Raw genomic sequence first — 15,201 nt, 5'->3', positions numbered from 1 at the left:
ATATAATTTATTAAAAGCTTTATTAGATGGAGGTATATATGAGAATAGTTTCAAAACCTGCAAAATCAAAGAGACCAAGTATGAGTAATATACCAAATACTTTTGCTTTTACATTTATTAGAAATTGGCTTTCAGATAACCAATATGCAAAAGAACGAGAAGAATACTTTATAGGTGATTTATCATCACAAGAAGTAAGGTTAGCTATGAAGGAAATTAAGTGGCTTACAAGAAACTTTAAAGATTTAGATATAATAAGTGTTGAAGATAGTAGTGGAAACATAACTCAGATAATACTTTAAAAAAAGAAGACACCTAAAAGATGTCTTCTTTTTTTCTTATATAGAAAGGTCTATATAAGATATTTTTAACAAACAAATAAAATAAAACAAAGTCAGGAGTATGATATTTTATATATCACACAATGTTCATGTATTAAAAATATAATGAACACTTTTATTATATTCCTAATGTTAAAATTTGTAAATGATAAAAAATCTAATAATTTGATATAATTATTTGTTTTTATAACCGTCTACAACTATAGATAGCTCACCTGTACTAGGAGACATAACTAAACCATGAACTATCATGTCTTTAGGTGTTAAAGGATGCTTTTTAACCATCTTAACACTATCTATTATAGAGTCTTCTACAGACTCAAATCCATGAAGCCATTTTTTTACGTCAATTCCTGAGTTAGAAAGAGTATTTATTGTCTCAATTGATACACCTTTATTTATAATTTTATTTATAAGATTTTCTGTGTTTAGATTACACATGCCACATCCTTCATGACCTACTATAAGAACTTCATCGACTTCAAATTCGTAAATAGCAACTATAATACTTCTCATTATACTTCCAAAAGGATGTAAAACAGTAGCACCTGCATTTTTTATTATTTTAGCATCTCCATTTTTTAAGTTCATAGCCTTTGGAAGCAAATCTGTAAGTCTTGTATCCATACAAGATAATATAACTATTTTCTTATCAGGGTCTTTAGATGTTTCATATTTTTCATACTCTTTATTTTGAATAAAAGCTTTGTTAAAATCTAATATTGTATCTAATTTTCTGTTTTCTATACTCATATTCATATACTCCCTTATTAACTAGATTTATTTTTAATAATTTTATAGCATATAAAATAGTTTTACAAGTAATAAAGTAATATATACTTATTGTTGAACAAATAATTTAGAATGATTATTACACACAATGGGTATAAATGAATATGAATTTAAAAATACATAGAATAAGTAATATTTTATAAAAATTTAAAATATAGGATGGAATTTAAGATGAAAAAACAATTAATGAATATAGCTGTATTTTTAATAGCTATAATATCAATAATGTCATTTTATATGTTTGGTAAAGATAATGTACTAATTGGTATTGGTTCGATTACGATAGCTATAACTATGCTTCGTGAAAATCACACAAATAATATACCTCGTACATTTTTAAAATTGAGTGTAGCACAGATAACCATAGGGTGCTGTTCTTATGTTGCAAATTACAACTCAATTTATGCAGTAATTACTACATTTGTATTAAGTTTTTCAGTTTATTATATAGGAAGCAGTGAAATAAAGGGATCTAAAAGCAATGCTTTTATGATGCTTTATGTATTATTACTTTATGCACCTGTATCTATAGAACAAATGCCTAAAAGAATATTAGCATTAGTATTTTCAGCAGTTGTGATACTATTTTTATATTTTGTTTTTACTAGATATAATTTTAAAAAAATTACAGATAAAAAACTTAATGAAACAATACAACTAATAACAACTCAGTTAAATTTAATTAAAGAAGATAAGCCTATAGAGGACGAAAATAAGAATGTAAATATTTTATTGAAAAATTTAGAACTGGACTTATATGACTCTATAGAAAAATCAAATAAAATTAAAAAAAATATATATAACAAACAAATTATTGTTATTTTGTTAAAAAAAATAAATACAGGTTTGAACTACATAGAAAGTAATAGTTATAGTGAAGATTTATTTAGAAATTTAAATTATGTTTTAGAAGATATAAGTTTATATATTTTAGGCGATATAAATTTATCCGAATTAAAAAACAATTTTTGTAAATATGATGAATCAATAGATATAAAAAATATGGGCGAAAATATAGATAAATATAATTATTATAGCTTAAGAATAGCTATTAAAGAGCTGTACAATTGTTTAGATGATGAACAAAAGATAGAAACTATATCTAAAAAAATAAATATAAGAAAAAAATTAAAAAATGATATTAGTATAATAACCAATAATTTTAGTATGGATTCTTTAAGATTTAACTTAGCTATAAAAGCTTCAATATTAATATCTATAGCAGTTTTTATAGTAGATTATTTTAATATCTATGAAGGGAAATGGGTAGTTTATACACTGGCAGTTGTATTACTTCCATATGCAGAAGAAAGTACAAAAAAATCTATAGACAGAGCAATAGGAACTATTTTAGGAGCTATAGTACTTGGAATAATATATAAAGTAATTAATGGAAATTCAACATTAATGATATTTATATTTATGATATCACTATATTTAAACATATCTATTAGAAAATATAATATAAGATGTATATTTATAACTATGACAGCTATAACTGCAGTTAAGTTGATTTATCCAAATACAACAATTTTTACTCTATTGGAATATAGAGTAATATTAATATTATTTGCATCTATGTCTGCTGTAGTTATAACAAATTTAGTATTTCCATATAAAATTAATAATGATATGAAAAGTACAATAAATAGTTACATAAATTTTAATAAAGAAATATGTATCTTTATATCTTCAGAAGGTATAGGTGATATAGACATTGAAAAAGCAATTGTGAAAAATAATTATTATTGGATGAGACTTAATTTTATAAATAATAAGCTAAAAGAAGAAACTATCGAGGAAATTTTAAAAAAACAAAATGACTTTTTTACAAATATAAGTTTCTCTATACTTTTAAGTGGAGGAATAGAAAGTGAAGTTAAATTAGTAAATAAACTATATAAAGAACTGAAAGAAACTACATATAAAGATCAGAGTTTATATGAATTTTATAAAGTATTTTTTAATTCAAGAAAAAGCGATTTAGAAAAAGCAATAATGATAAGTTTATATAGAATATATCTAGATATGAAAGAAATTAGTTCTTTAGGAGATTCAGTTATTAAAGATAAAAAATAATAAATTTATATATATCACAAAAATAATAGATAGAGATTAGCTCTATCTATTGTTTTTGGGGGCTATAAATTCTCATTTGCATCTTTAAAGTTTTTGCTCATTTTTTTTAATAATCGTAAAAATTCTTCTTTTTCTTCCCTAGTAAAATCTTTATATGCAGTTTCTTTTACTTGAGAAGAAATTAAATCAAAACGGTCTTTTATACTTAATGCCTTTTCAGTTAAGCTTATATAAGTTACTCTTTTATCTATTAAACATTTATCTTTTTTTACATATCCTAAAATGATTAATTTATTTACCAATGATGTAACTGTAGATTTATCTTTTCCAATTTTTTTTGAAATTTCTTTCATTGTTAGATATCCATTACTTTCATAAAGTGCAGTTAATATATTACCGTGAGTAGGAATCAGGTCATTTAAATTATTAAGTTTTAAATTTTTATCTATAAATTTAATCATATTATCTTTAGTACGACTTATGAAATATATGATGTATTTATCTTTCAAAATCTCACCTCCAAAATTAAGTTGAGTTTATATTTATTTATTATAATACAAAGTTTAGTAGGTATACAAACGTATAAGCGATTATGATTTGTAAAAACAGGGAATATATATATAAATAAATAAGTTGGAGGTAGTAACATGAAAAAATTAGCGACTTTTGCAGGTGGATGTTTTTGGTGTATGTTTAAACCTTTTAGCAAGTATGAAGGAATTGAAAAAATTGTAGCTGGGTACACAGGGGGATATGCAAAAAATCCTACATATGAAGAAGTATGTTCAGAAAATACAGGGCATTTAGAAGCAATACAATTAACATATGATGATGAATTAGTTAAATATGATGAATTATTAAAAATATATTGGAGACAAATAGACCCTACTGATGGGGGAGGACAATTTAATGATAGAGGAAATAGATATAAAACTGCAATTTTTTATCACGATAATAAACAAAAAGAAGTAGCAATAAAATCAAAACAAGAATTACAAGAAAGTGGAATTTTTAAAGAAGAAATAGCAACTAAAATACTTCCAGCTGAAACTTTTTATACAGCAGAAGAATATCACCAGGATTATTATAAAAAAAATCCAATACATTATGAAATGTATTTTAAGGTATCAGGAAGATATGATTTTATAAAAAATTTTTGGGATAAAAACAATAAAAAAAGAGAAGAGATAAAAAACAAATTAACGCCTATTCAGTTTGAGGTAAGTCAAAATGACCAGACAGAACCTCCATTTGATAATGAATATTGGGATAATAAAGAAGAAGGGATATATGTAGATGTTGTCAGTGGAGAAGTATTATTTACATCAAAAGAAAAGTTTGACTCAGGCTGTGGTTGGCCAAGTTTTACAAATCCAGTAAAAGAGGACGTTATACTTGAAAAAAGGGATTTTTCTCATGGAATGTTTAGAACAGAAGTAAGAAGTACTAAAGCAAACTCTCATTTAGGGCATGTTTTTGATGATGGGCCAAAAGAGAATGGAGGCCTTAGATATTGTATAAACTCAGCATCTCTTAAATTTATACCTAAAAGTAAAATGAAGGAAATGGGATATTATGATTATATAAAGTTTATTGAGTAAACTATTTTGTAACTATAATTTAACCAAATAATGGATAATATGAGGTTATAATTATATTATAATTTTAAATAGGAAGTGAAAAGAAATGAACAAAGTAATTGAAAATCCAATAGCGTATGTATTTAAATATTTAGCTATATCAATACTATTTTGTTTTTTAGGATATGGTTTTGGAGTAGCATTTGTGCCAGAAAGTGTAGCTATGATTGCAAATATTATTGTTGTAGTAATGGTAGTGGCGCTTTTAATACTGTGTTTAGTTTCTAGAAAAGGAATTATACCGGATAGATTTAGCATGAATTGGGTATATCTATTTACTTTTATAGATGGAATAATCTTATACCCTATAATTCAAATGTATGTAGGTAGTTTAGGAAAAGAAATTGTAATAAGTGTCTTATTTGTTACAGCTTTAATATTTCTTGTATTATCAACAATAGCAAGAAGAGAAAAAAGTGATAAATATCTAAAATTAGGCAATACATTATTTGTAGGATTAATAATTTTAATTCCATTTACAATAATAGCTTCATTTGTAGGATTTGGAGCATTTAATATAACTGTTACTGTATTTAGTATAATTATATTTAGTGGATATATACTATATGATGTAAGTTTAGTTAAATATGCAATAGAAAGTGGAAATATTAATGATAGCAAAGATTTATCTATACATGTTTTAAACTTATACTTAGACTTTATAAATATATTTTTAGATATATTAAATTTATTTTATGATTTTAAAGAATAATAAATGCCCCCTAATTTTTTAGGGGGTATAGTTTTGCAGAAAGAAGGTGTTACCGTGAAGATAGGATTAATATCTGATACACATGGTATGATAAGAAAAGAAGTTTTAAAACACTTTGAAGGTTGTGATTTAATTATACATGCAGGGGATATTGGTAGTATGGAAGTTATAGATGAATTAAAACAAATTTCTGATGTTAAGTTTATAAAAGGGAATTGTGATAAAAAAGCTGAATTTGAAAGTGTTAGACAAGATAATTTGATGAAATTTGATAGTGTTAAAATATATGTAGTACATGATATAAAGACTATTGAGAAGGATTTAAATAAAATTGGAGTAGATATAGTTATATATGGACATTCTCACAAAAGCGAAAACTATATAAAAGATAAAATATTGTATATAAATCCAGGATCAGCAGGACCTAAGAGATTTAAATTACCTACTACAATTGCGATACTTAACCTAATAAAAGATAAAGATGCTGAAATAAATTTAATAGAATTATAAAGGAGTATATTAAAGATGAAAAGATATAATTTATTTATAGATAAAATTATAGAGAATGCACCAGACTTTTTAACTATTGAGGAAGACAATGAAATTTATTTATCATTTGATTACTTTGTAAACAATTTAAGTGATAAAGCCATGCCATGGTTATTCAAGGTTTATTTAGATAAAAAATTTAATATAATAGTTGAAGACAAAATAAGCAAATATGCAGAAGAAAAATATAGTAAATATAGTTTAAAAATTAAGGATTTAAACGGGAATATATTTTTAAATAAAGACTTAATGGTAATTATTTTAAATGAATTAAATGAAGTAAATCAATTAGAATATAATGATATCGAAATAACGTTTTCATTAAAGTAGGCGTTATTTTACCAAATTATAGGGTTTTAGTGTTATAATTATATCAAAGGGAAGTTTTTAAGCATAAAAATTTATTATGGAGGGTTTTAAGATGTCTTTTAAATTAAGGGAATATAGAGAACCAGATTTTACACAAGATGTATTTGCTAATGCTCCTGATGCAAGCTATGGAGTTGTAGAAAAAGATGGTGTAGCACCAGAAAATTATCATGCAATGTCGATTTACCCAGAATATTTTAAAGTAAATGGGAAATGGGTGTTAGCTGAGGAAACTAGAATGGACTGCGTACCTATAATAACTAACGATGATAAAATAGATGTAGTAGAGTTTAGAAGACTTAAAGTTGGGGACAAAGTTGTTGTAGGAAGAACAGAAAATGCAAGAGATGGAATCTACTTATATCCTAATGGATTCCAAACAGAAGAAGAAGCTCAGGGAGATGTTTTTGCATTTAGATCAGGAAGATCAAGAGAAACTTCTTACACTAAAGATTATGAAAATCTATATGAATTATTAAAATATGAAAAAGAACATGGATACATAGTATGGGTTCTAGGGCCTGCAGCTGTATTTGCTAAAGGAGCTAGAGATTCTATGGCATCATTAATAGATAATGGTTATGTAAATGCATTTTTAGGTGGAAATGCAGTTGCAACTCATGACTTAGAAGCAGGCGTATTTGGAACTGCACTAGGGCAACATGTATATACACAAGAATCTATACAAAATGGACACTATCACCATCTAGATTTATTAAATAAAGCTAGAGGAGCAGGATCTATAGAAAAATTAATAGAAAATGAAAATATACAAGATGGAATAATCCATGCTTGTGTTAAAAATAATGTACCTATAGTTCTTGGGGGATCTATAAGAGATGATGGACCTTTACCAATCGTTTATGGGGATGTTTATCAAGCACAAGATGCTATGAGAAGTCATGTAAAAAAAGCTACAACAGTAATTTGCTTAGCTACTCAACTTCATACTATAGCTGTAGGAAATATGACTCCTTCTTATAGGGTTGTAGATGGAAAAGTAAGACCTGTTCATTTCTACACTATAGATATATCTGAATTTGCAGTTAATAAATTAAGAGATAGAGGTAGCTTAGAAGTTATAACTATGGTTACAAATGTACAAGATTTATTAGAAAAATTAGCTAAAAATTTAGTTGATTAGTTATAAAAAAATATAGGATTTAAGCAAGGTATATGGAAGTTGTGTAATTAGATGTTGCTTAAAATCTTTCAGATATCCCATAAAGAGAAAATTTTAAATTTCGATTTATGGGATATTTTATTTTAAAATATTCTTGTTATAAATAGAATATCAAAAAGTTAGTATCCATGTATATATAAAGCTACAACTGTCAAAAATATCTTAGACTTGAAATCTTAATAATATTTAAGTTGTTTTTGGCTTAGTGAAAGGAGAAAAGTTTTATGTTTGGAGCTGATAGAAGAATTAAAATTGCATTTTTATCAGTTTTATCTAATACTACACTGATATTTTTAAAAATTGTAGCTGGAGTTCTAAGTGGTTCAGTGAGTATTATATCAGAAGCAATCCACTCTGGTATGGATTTAATGGCATCTATAGTAGCACTTTTATCAGTAAAACATTCCGTTAGGCCCGCAGACCGTAACCACCCGTTTGGACATGGTAAAATAGAAAATATTTCTGGGTTATTTGAAGGTGTATTGATATTTATAGCTGCTGGGCTAATTATTAAAGAAGCAGTAAAAAAAATATTTACTCCAGCTGAGATAGAACAATCATATATAGCGATTGCAGTTATGATTATATCAGCATTAGTTAATTTTTTTGTATCTAAAGAATTGTATAAAGTTGCAAAAGAAGAAGATTCTATGGCACTTGAAGCGGATGCTCTTCATTTAAAAACAGATATATATACATCGCTTGGGGTAGCAATTGGAATTTTACTTATGCAAATTACTGGAATTTTAATGCTTGACTCAATTGTTGCCATACTTGTGGCATTGCTTATAATTAAGGAAGCATGGGAACTTTCTAAAAATGCTTTTGAAAATTTAATAGATGTAAGATTATCTGAAAGTGAAGAATTAGAAATAAAAAGTATTATAAAGTCACATGATAATGAATTTATAGACTATCATAAACTTAAAACAAGAAAATCAGGTAATATGAAACATATAGATTTTCATATTACAGTCAATCCAAATTGTACAGTAAAAGAAGGGCATGATATTATTACAAGATTAAAAAAGGATATGAATGAAAGGCTAAATAACACTAGGGTTACGATACATTTAGATCCTTATAAAGAGAAAGAGAATTAGATTAATGAAAAAAATATATAGTTTATATATAAGAAACTATTTTAAATTCAGGAAAAGTTTAAATAGTTTCTTATTTTTATTTATGAAATTACCTAATTTAAACTGTTATAGCAATTGATATAATAGTAAAAAATGTATATTATATAAAGAAAAAGATAATATATTTATAGAATTTAAATTCGTAGATATAGAAAGGATAATAATGTTTGGATATGTTAGAATAAATAAGATGGATTTAACATTTAGAGAGTTTGACACATATAAGGGATATTATTGTGGTTTGTGCAAGTATTTAAAGGAAAATCATGGAGAGATATCTAGACTGTCTCTAAATTATGATATAACTTTTTTAATCTTACTTTTAACTTCTGTTTATAGACCTAAGGCTACCATAACTAAAGAAGTGTGTATAGCTAACCCTATAAATAAAAAAATGAGAATAGTTAATGAGATAACAGAATACGCTGCCAGTATGAATGTACTCTTAACTTATTATAAGTTAGAAGATAATTTAAATGATGATAAAGGAATAAAAGATATATTAGCTTATAATATATACAAAGGAAAGCTGAAAAAAGCTTACGATAAATATCCTGAAAAAGCAGATTATATAAAACAACAATTACAAAATCTAAAAGACTTAGAAGATGAAAAGAGCATCAATATAGATGCAGTTTCTAATACATTTGGAAATCTTATGGGCGAAATTTTCGCTTACAAGGATGATCAATATAGAGATGATTTAAGAAAAATTGGATTTAATATAGGTAAATATATATATACATTAGATGCTTATGAAGATTTAGACAAAGACGTAAAAAAAGGAAGATATAATCCTTTTATTGAATACATAGATGAAAAAGAAGAACTAAAACAAAAGGTAGATAGACTTATATCTATAAGCTTAGGATATTTAGCACAGTCTATAGACAATCTACATATAAAAGCTAATATAAACATTATAGAGAATATAGTTTATTCAGGTGTTTATCTTAGATATAAAAATATTTTAAATAAAGGGTGTGAAGTTAATGTACAACAATCCTACTTATAATGAAAAGTTAAACTTGGCAAAAGAATTTATAAGCAATAAAGAATTTCAAAAGGGATATGACATATTAATATCTATAGTTGATAAAAGTAGTGCTAGCTGGAATTATCTTATAGGGATAGCATCTTTAAATTTAGGTTATTACGATCAAGGAGAATCATACTTAAAAAAAGCTATAAGCATAGAACCTAAAAATAAAGTTTATGAAGATGCAATTACAAGATATAACAATAACTATGACAACTATAATAGGAGAGCTCATAATTACAATAGAAGAAGACATAATGGCTTAGATGGATGCTGTTGTTGCTGTTGTGATGATTGTTGTTGCTGCGGAGACGATTTCTGTGAAGTTTGTACTAAGTTATGGTGCCTAGATAGTATATGCGAATGCTTTGGTGGTGACTTTATAGAGTGTTGTTAGGATATGGATATGAGTAAAAAAATAGCATATACTGGGATTTTGCTGTCTTTAAACATAATTTTATTAATTTTATCAAACATAATTCCCATTAATACTTTGTTTTTTATGGGGGCAGCTTCTTTTATAGTTTCTATAGTAATAATAGAGTATGGAGGAAAATATGGAGCAATATTTTCTATAGCATCGATTCTATTGAGTTTCTTTATTATACAAAATAAAACCCAGTGGATTTTTTATGTATTTACATTTGGAATTTATGGATTAGTAAAATATTTGATAGAAAAAAATCAAAGAGTATATATAGAACTAGTTTTAAAAATAGCTTTTGCTAATCTAATTGCAGTGTTGATATATATAATTCTCAAAGCGTTTATATTCATACCGATGAACTTATTTACTGTAATTGGATTTGAAATAGGTTTTATTGTATATGACTATGTATATACTCTATTTATTGAATACTATGATGTTAAGATTAAGAAAATAATTAAGTTTAAATAAAAATTCGCTTCGCTCATGTCGCCAACGACTTCCGTGCGTTGCTCAAAAAACTTTTTACGCTCAAATTATAGTATATTTATATAATTAAGTTTGAGGGTTTATTAACAGTTTTTTCGATAATCATGATTTACTTAAGCGTAAAAAAACCCACTCTGTAACAGATAAAGAGTGGGTTTTTAAAATTTCCTGGGAAATTTTAAATTAAATTAGATTAAAATGTCTTAACTGTATATCTTCTAAAGGTTTTCTGCAAGATTTGCAACAAAATGTAGAATTTGCATCCTCAAAAACACCAGTTGATTTATTAAAGTTTGAATTTACTTCTTTTAAAATTCCTATTGTAGGGATGTGAGATCCACATGTACCACAGTTTTCTACTGTTGTTAAAGTTTCTAATTGTTTAGGTGTAATATCATTTATTTTGTTATTACAGTTAATGCAAGTTACGTAATCTAATTCTTCTGGATTTGATCTAATGATTTTTCTATCATATGCTGAATATGTGCAGTTAGAAGAAATTAGAACTTTGTATCCTGTCTCATATATATTAGAATTACAATGAGGACAGTTATACGAAACAGTTAATTTTGAATTTTCATGTGAAGTATTAGGTTCATCGACTGAATCTACTATATCAGATACTTCCTCATCAGATAGATAAGCTAATACGTCTATTGAATTTTCAGAGCGAGCGATATCTATTAAATGGTTTTTAACACAATTAAATGACATGTTTTTAGATTTAGAATTTAAATTAAAATTATTTATCTCCACAGCAAATTTTATAATCGAAACATAATTATATTTAGCTGCGAAAAATAAAGACATTTCATCAAAGTCTTTATCTGTTGATTTTTCTAAAAAATCTAACCATAAATCAGGATTATCTAAGTATAGTGTTTTACTTAAATGTTCTATATCATCTTCTAATCTTTTCATAAAATCTCTATCATTTGTTAAAGTCATTAATACCTCCTAAAATTATATATCTAGAACATCGACAGATGCAGGTAGTTGGTAAACTAAATCTTTTCTCTCTATTATTATTTTAGATATATCCTTTATATTTTCATCATTACTTATTTGGTGAAGAAGTTCTTTAGTAGGGTTTATAGCAACAGGATTACCTACTCTTCTAAGCATATTAATATCTCCATTTGTATCTCCATATGCATATGATTTAGATAAATCAATATTATACTTTTCAACAAAGTCATTAATAGCTACATTTTTACTAGCTGAGTCCCACATAGGAATCACTTCTCCATTAAATTTACCATCTTTAAAGACATAAGTACTACCTATAAAGTCGGTAGCATTATATTTAGTTGCCATTTTAGAAACTAAGAAATCCGGACTTCCAGAAATGAATATTACAATGTGGCCTTGGTCTAAGTGCCATTTTATTTGAGAACGAGTATATTTATAAACTCTATCAGATTTTAACTTTATAACTTGATTACTAGTAAAATGTATAGAACATAAGTCTAAACCTTTTAGAGATTCAACATATATATCACAAACCTCAAATAAATAATCATCATAGTTCCCCTGTCTCTTGTCCCAGTTAACAAATGTATCTCTAGCATTAGTTAACCATACCTTTTCATCTACGATTTCATAGCGTATTAGTTTCTTGAAGTGCTCAACCATTAGAGAATCTCTATACAGAGTCCCATCTATATCAAAGAAAGCTGCAGTTTTTTTCATATATATCACCTCAATTAATGCGATTTTTCTTTTATCTATTATATTATAAATTTAGCATATAGTTGTAAAAATATAAGAAATAATTTAAAATTAATTTTTAAATGGGTATATTGTTATTATATAAACTGAATATATCAATAGGGTTTATTATAGATTTGGATTGAAAATAAACAGGTTCAAGGAAGGATGTTTGATAAAATGGATTTCATTTTTGCAAAGGTTACGAATTCAAGACTTATGGGAAGTATGGGACTTATAATTGGATGGGAAGATAATGATGACATTGTGTATCAGTATTTTTTAATAGATGCAGAAGGGTTAGGAATAGCGGACTATGTAAGTTTAAGAAATGCTTCGTATGAAGAATTAAATAGAGAGCAAGAGCGATTAATGGGAGGACTAGGAGCTGATAGAATCCAACTTACAGAAGAAGAAGCTCTTAGTTTAGTCAATTACTATGGTAAAAAAACATATTGTTGGGAAAAAGAATTACCTGGGAACATTGAAGAATATATAGACTTCATAGATAAATATGAATCGAAAATTAATATATTTGATTTGTATCCAAAAATATGTAAAAAAGTTGATAATGATATAGAATTTATCAATTACATGGCTATGAGATTTATTGCATGGGATAAAGATAGTTTAAAATACTTTTCTAATAATGAAAAAATTTCAGAAATGCATATAACAAATATTAATGGGGCTCTTTTAAAGAATAAAGTTACTAAAAAAGAGGATGGTATGTATTTATGTGATGTTTTATATGAAGATAGTGACGGATATTACACTTGTAAGTTAGCTTTCCATATAAATTACAAAAACGATGAATATAAAATAGATTCTCTAATGTTTACAGATAAAGCTGATATTTATGACTTTGAAGTATTTGATGAAATATCAAAGCCAGAATATATAGCTATTTATGATTTAAAAGATAAAACAGAGTTCCTAGATAAATTTTATAAATTAAATCCATTTGTATTAAAAAGTGAACTTGATTTGGGAATGTTATTTACAAGATTTAATTTTGATAATAATCATGTGAAAAAAGAAATTTATGTAATAAACAATGATTTAAGTGCACTATATTATCAACTAAACGATAAATTTTTTGTTGCTACATATAATGAAAAAGATAGATTGTATATAAATAAGTTAATACAATGTAATTTTAAAAATTACGTAACATTAGAAGAAGAAATATTTTTTGAACAAAATGTTCTATATGATTTTGTTGAGTCTGAATCTGAAGATTTTTATGATTTCTTAGATTAATTTGGCATAAATTGACAATAAAGGTTATAAATCTTATAATTTGGGTATAAAGTGATTATTAAAAATTATAGGAGGGGTTAAGATGAGTTTAGCAAAAAAAATAGAACAAAAAAGAAAAGCAAAAAAAGTAGCAGAAAGAAATAAAAAAATGAAAATAGCGACAGTAGGAGTAGCGGCAGGTGTTACGGCTGGAGCATTAGGTGGAATATTATTAGCACCTAAGTCAGGGAAAGAAACTAGATCAGATTTAAAGGATAAATCTCAAAAAGTTGCAACTAATGTAAATGAAAAATCACAACAGGCAAAAGTTAGAGTAAACGAAAAGTTAAACAATGGAAAAGCAGATTTCCAAGAATCTAAGAATAAAATAAAAGAGTATTTACAAAGTAAGAAAAATTTAAATGAAAATGAAGAGTTAGAAAATGAAGAAGTTATTAAGCTAGAACAAAGCGAAACTCAAGGAGCTTAATATGTATATAGATATAAATGCAATATATTTTGTATTAGCTGTATTAGGATGTATAGCAATTTTGTACCTGATATTTACATTAAAGAATTTAAATGAATTTATAAAAAATACAACGAATTTAATTTCTTCTAATTCTCAAAATATAACTACTACGATCAATAGATTGCCAGAAGTAGCAGATAACTTTAGTGAGATAAGTGATAATTTAAAAGATGTTACAGAAGTTATAACAGATACAACTGCAGACTTTATAGTAGCGAAAGAAAGCGTAAAATCTAACGTTGAAATTGCGACAGATATATTAAAGATTGTAAAAGGCGTTGTTAGTAAATAGCATAAACATAAAAAAAGCCCTAGTAAACTCTAGGGCTTTTTTCTTGTATTTATAATATTGGGGGAATATTATGAGGAATACATTAATAGTATTACCTCAATCTTTAAACTTTATACATAAAATTTAAAAAAATTTCCCTTATTATAAATTTACATTTCCTCTTCATCAAATTCTTCTATGTTTATATTAGGCATACCAGGCATACCAGGCATACAACCCATCATAGGCATCATCATAGGCATACCACCCATTTGTTGTTTTGAAGGATCTGGGTAGCCTCCTCCCATAGAATCTTGCATTAAATTATCCACCCCAGGATTTCCCATAGGATTCATATTCGGCATACAACCCATCATTTGCATCATCTGCATCATTTGCATGTACATTTGCATAATCATATTAGGATCTATACCACCACTCATCATAGGATTCATCATATAAGGGTTCATATACATCATAGGATTATTTTGATAAGAATTTTGTAACTGATCAGTTTGATTATCAGTACTAGGTTGTTTTTTAGCATTTTGACAATTAGGTTGATTCATCATGTAAGGGTTCATATATATCATAGGATTAACATAAGGCATAGGATATATATATTTATTATCCATGTCAGAAAACATAGGGTTCATATAACCATCGAAATTCATAAGTTAATAA

Annotated in this window: 19 protein-coding genes; 14 read left to right on the top strand and 5 right to left on the bottom strand. The window is 26.1% G+C overall.

Annotated elements, in window-relative coordinates; translation table 11 throughout:
• The first annotated feature begins 38 nt into the window (after positions 1-38).
• Positions 39-302: a hypothetical protein gene (locus ACRDDE_RS06585; RefSeq protein ID WP_438626419.1), complete on the top strand. Its 264-nt coding sequence runs from the start codon at positions 39-41 to the stop codon at positions 300-302.
• 213 nt (positions 303-515) lie between these two features.
• Here the strand turns inward: ACRDDE_RS06585 and ACRDDE_RS06580 are convergent, their stop codons facing one another.
• The gene (locus ACRDDE_RS06580) at positions 516-1,094 is read right to left on the bottom strand and encodes a beta-class carbonic anhydrase (RefSeq protein WP_438626417.1); all 579 of its coding nucleotides are present in this window, start codon (positions 1,092-1,094) and stop codon (positions 516-518) included.
• A gap of 210 nt (positions 1,095-1,304) precedes the next feature.
• On the opposite strand from ACRDDE_RS06580, the gene ACRDDE_RS06575 reads away from it, so the two are divergent.
• Entirely contained in the window at positions 1,305-3,212 is a 1,908-nt protein-coding gene (locus ACRDDE_RS06575; protein WP_438626415.1) for an FUSC family protein, read from the top strand.
• Between the two features lie 62 nt (positions 3,213-3,274).
• On the opposite strand, the gene ACRDDE_RS06570 is transcribed toward ACRDDE_RS06575, so the two are convergent.
• Entirely contained in the window at positions 3,275-3,721 is a 447-nt protein-coding gene (locus tag ACRDDE_RS06570) for a MarR family winged helix-turn-helix transcriptional regulator (protein ID WP_438626413.1), read from the bottom strand.
• Between the two features lie 138 nt (positions 3,722-3,859).
• On the opposite strand from ACRDDE_RS06570, the gene msrA reads away from it, so the two are divergent.
• The 9 genes from msrA to ACRDDE_RS06525 all read left to right on the top strand — a co-directional run bounded on the left by msrA (position 3,860) and on the right by ACRDDE_RS06525 (position 10,744).
• Positions 3,860-4,813, top strand: a complete 954-nt coding sequence (gene msrA, locus ACRDDE_RS06565) for a peptide-methionine (S)-S-oxide reductase MsrA (protein ID WP_438626411.1) — start codon at positions 3,860-3,862, stop codon at positions 4,811-4,813.
• A gap of 85 nt (positions 4,814-4,898) precedes the next feature.
• Positions 4,899-5,564 carry a Bax inhibitor-1/YccA family protein gene (locus tag ACRDDE_RS06560; protein ID WP_438626409.1) on the top strand — a complete coding sequence of 222 codons (666 nt, stop codon included), beginning with the start codon at positions 4,899-4,901 and terminating at the stop codon, positions 5,562-5,564.
• A gap of 33 nt (positions 5,565-5,597) precedes the next feature.
• The gene (locus tag ACRDDE_RS06555) at positions 5,598-6,074 is read left to right on the top strand and encodes a metallophosphoesterase family protein (RefSeq protein ID WP_438626406.1); all 477 of its coding nucleotides are present in this window, start codon (positions 5,598-5,600) and stop codon (positions 6,072-6,074) included.
• 15 nt (positions 6,075-6,089) lie between these two features.
• Positions 6,090-6,443 (top strand): hypothetical protein, encoded by a 354-nt coding sequence (locus ACRDDE_RS06550; RefSeq protein WP_438626404.1) that lies wholly within the window; start codon positions 6,090-6,092, stop codon positions 6,441-6,443.
• Positions 6,444-6,534: 91 nt separating this feature from the next.
• Positions 6,535-7,626 (top strand): ornithine cyclodeaminase family domain, encoded by a 1,092-nt coding sequence (locus tag ACRDDE_RS06545; protein ID WP_438626402.1) that lies wholly within the window; start codon positions 6,535-6,537, stop codon positions 7,624-7,626.
• A 263-nt stretch (positions 7,627-7,889) separates the two neighbouring features.
• Complete coding sequence (locus tag ACRDDE_RS06540) at positions 7,890-8,768, top strand: cation diffusion facilitator family transporter (RefSeq protein WP_438626400.1); 879 nt, start codon at positions 7,890-7,892, stop codon at positions 8,766-8,768.
• Between the two features lie 202 nt (positions 8,769-8,970).
• A complete protein-coding gene (locus ACRDDE_RS06535) occupies positions 8,971-9,822 on the top strand; it encodes a DUF5685 family protein (protein WP_438626398.1) in 852 nt (283 codons plus the stop codon).
• Entirely contained in the window at positions 9,800-10,243 is a 444-nt protein-coding gene (locus ACRDDE_RS06530) for a hypothetical protein (protein ID WP_438626396.1), read from the top strand. The genes ACRDDE_RS06535 and ACRDDE_RS06530 overlap by 23 nt, the downstream gene beginning before the upstream one ends.
• 9 nt (positions 10,244-10,252) lie before the next feature.
• Positions 10,253-10,744 carry a hypothetical protein gene (locus tag ACRDDE_RS06525; protein WP_438626394.1) on the top strand — a complete coding sequence of 164 codons (492 nt, stop codon included), beginning with the start codon at positions 10,253-10,255 and terminating at the stop codon, positions 10,742-10,744.
• A gap of 201 nt (positions 10,745-10,945) precedes the next feature.
• Here ACRDDE_RS06525 and ACRDDE_RS06520 read toward each other — a convergent pair whose 3' ends face one another.
• Positions 10,946-11,710, bottom strand: a complete 765-nt coding sequence (locus ACRDDE_RS06520; protein WP_438626392.1) for a hypothetical protein — start codon at positions 11,708-11,710, stop codon at positions 10,946-10,948.
• A 15-nt stretch (positions 11,711-11,725) separates the two neighbouring features.
• Complete coding sequence (locus tag ACRDDE_RS06515; protein WP_438626390.1) at positions 11,726-12,454, bottom strand: HAD family hydrolase; 729 nt, start codon at positions 12,452-12,454, stop codon at positions 11,726-11,728.
• A 198-nt stretch (positions 12,455-12,652) separates the two neighbouring features.
• Here ACRDDE_RS06515 and ACRDDE_RS06510 point away from each other — a divergent pair, with 198 nt between their 5' ends.
• The 3 genes from ACRDDE_RS06510 (at position 12,653) to ACRDDE_RS06500 (ending at position 14,538) form a co-directional block, all read left to right on the top strand.
• Complete coding sequence (locus ACRDDE_RS06510) at positions 12,653-13,735, top strand: hypothetical protein (RefSeq protein ID WP_438626388.1); 1,083 nt, start codon at positions 12,653-12,655, stop codon at positions 13,733-13,735.
• 82 nt (positions 13,736-13,817) lie between these two features.
• A complete protein-coding gene (locus ACRDDE_RS06505) occupies positions 13,818-14,204 on the top strand; it encodes a YtxH domain-containing protein (RefSeq protein ID WP_438626386.1) in 387 nt (128 codons plus the stop codon).
• A 1-nt stretch (position 14,205) separates the two neighbouring features.
• Positions 14,206-14,538, top strand: coding sequence for a hypothetical protein (locus tag ACRDDE_RS06500; RefSeq protein ID WP_438626384.1), 333 nt, complete (start codon positions 14,206-14,208; stop codon positions 14,536-14,538).
• A 149-nt stretch (positions 14,539-14,687) separates the two neighbouring features.
• Here the strand turns inward: ACRDDE_RS06500 and ACRDDE_RS06495 are convergent, their stop codons facing one another.
• Entirely contained in the window at positions 14,688-15,173 is a 486-nt protein-coding gene (locus ACRDDE_RS06495) for a hypothetical protein (protein ID WP_438626382.1), read from the bottom strand.
• Positions 15,174-15,201: the final 28 nt, after the last annotated feature.

Source organism: Paraclostridium sp., from assembly GCF_051656405.1.
Lineage (GTDB): Bacteria > Bacillota > Clostridia > Peptostreptococcales > Peptostreptococcaceae > Paraclostridium.
The sequence above is the reverse complement of the archived record's forward strand: the minus strand, read 5'-3'. Positions and strand labels throughout refer to the sequence as shown.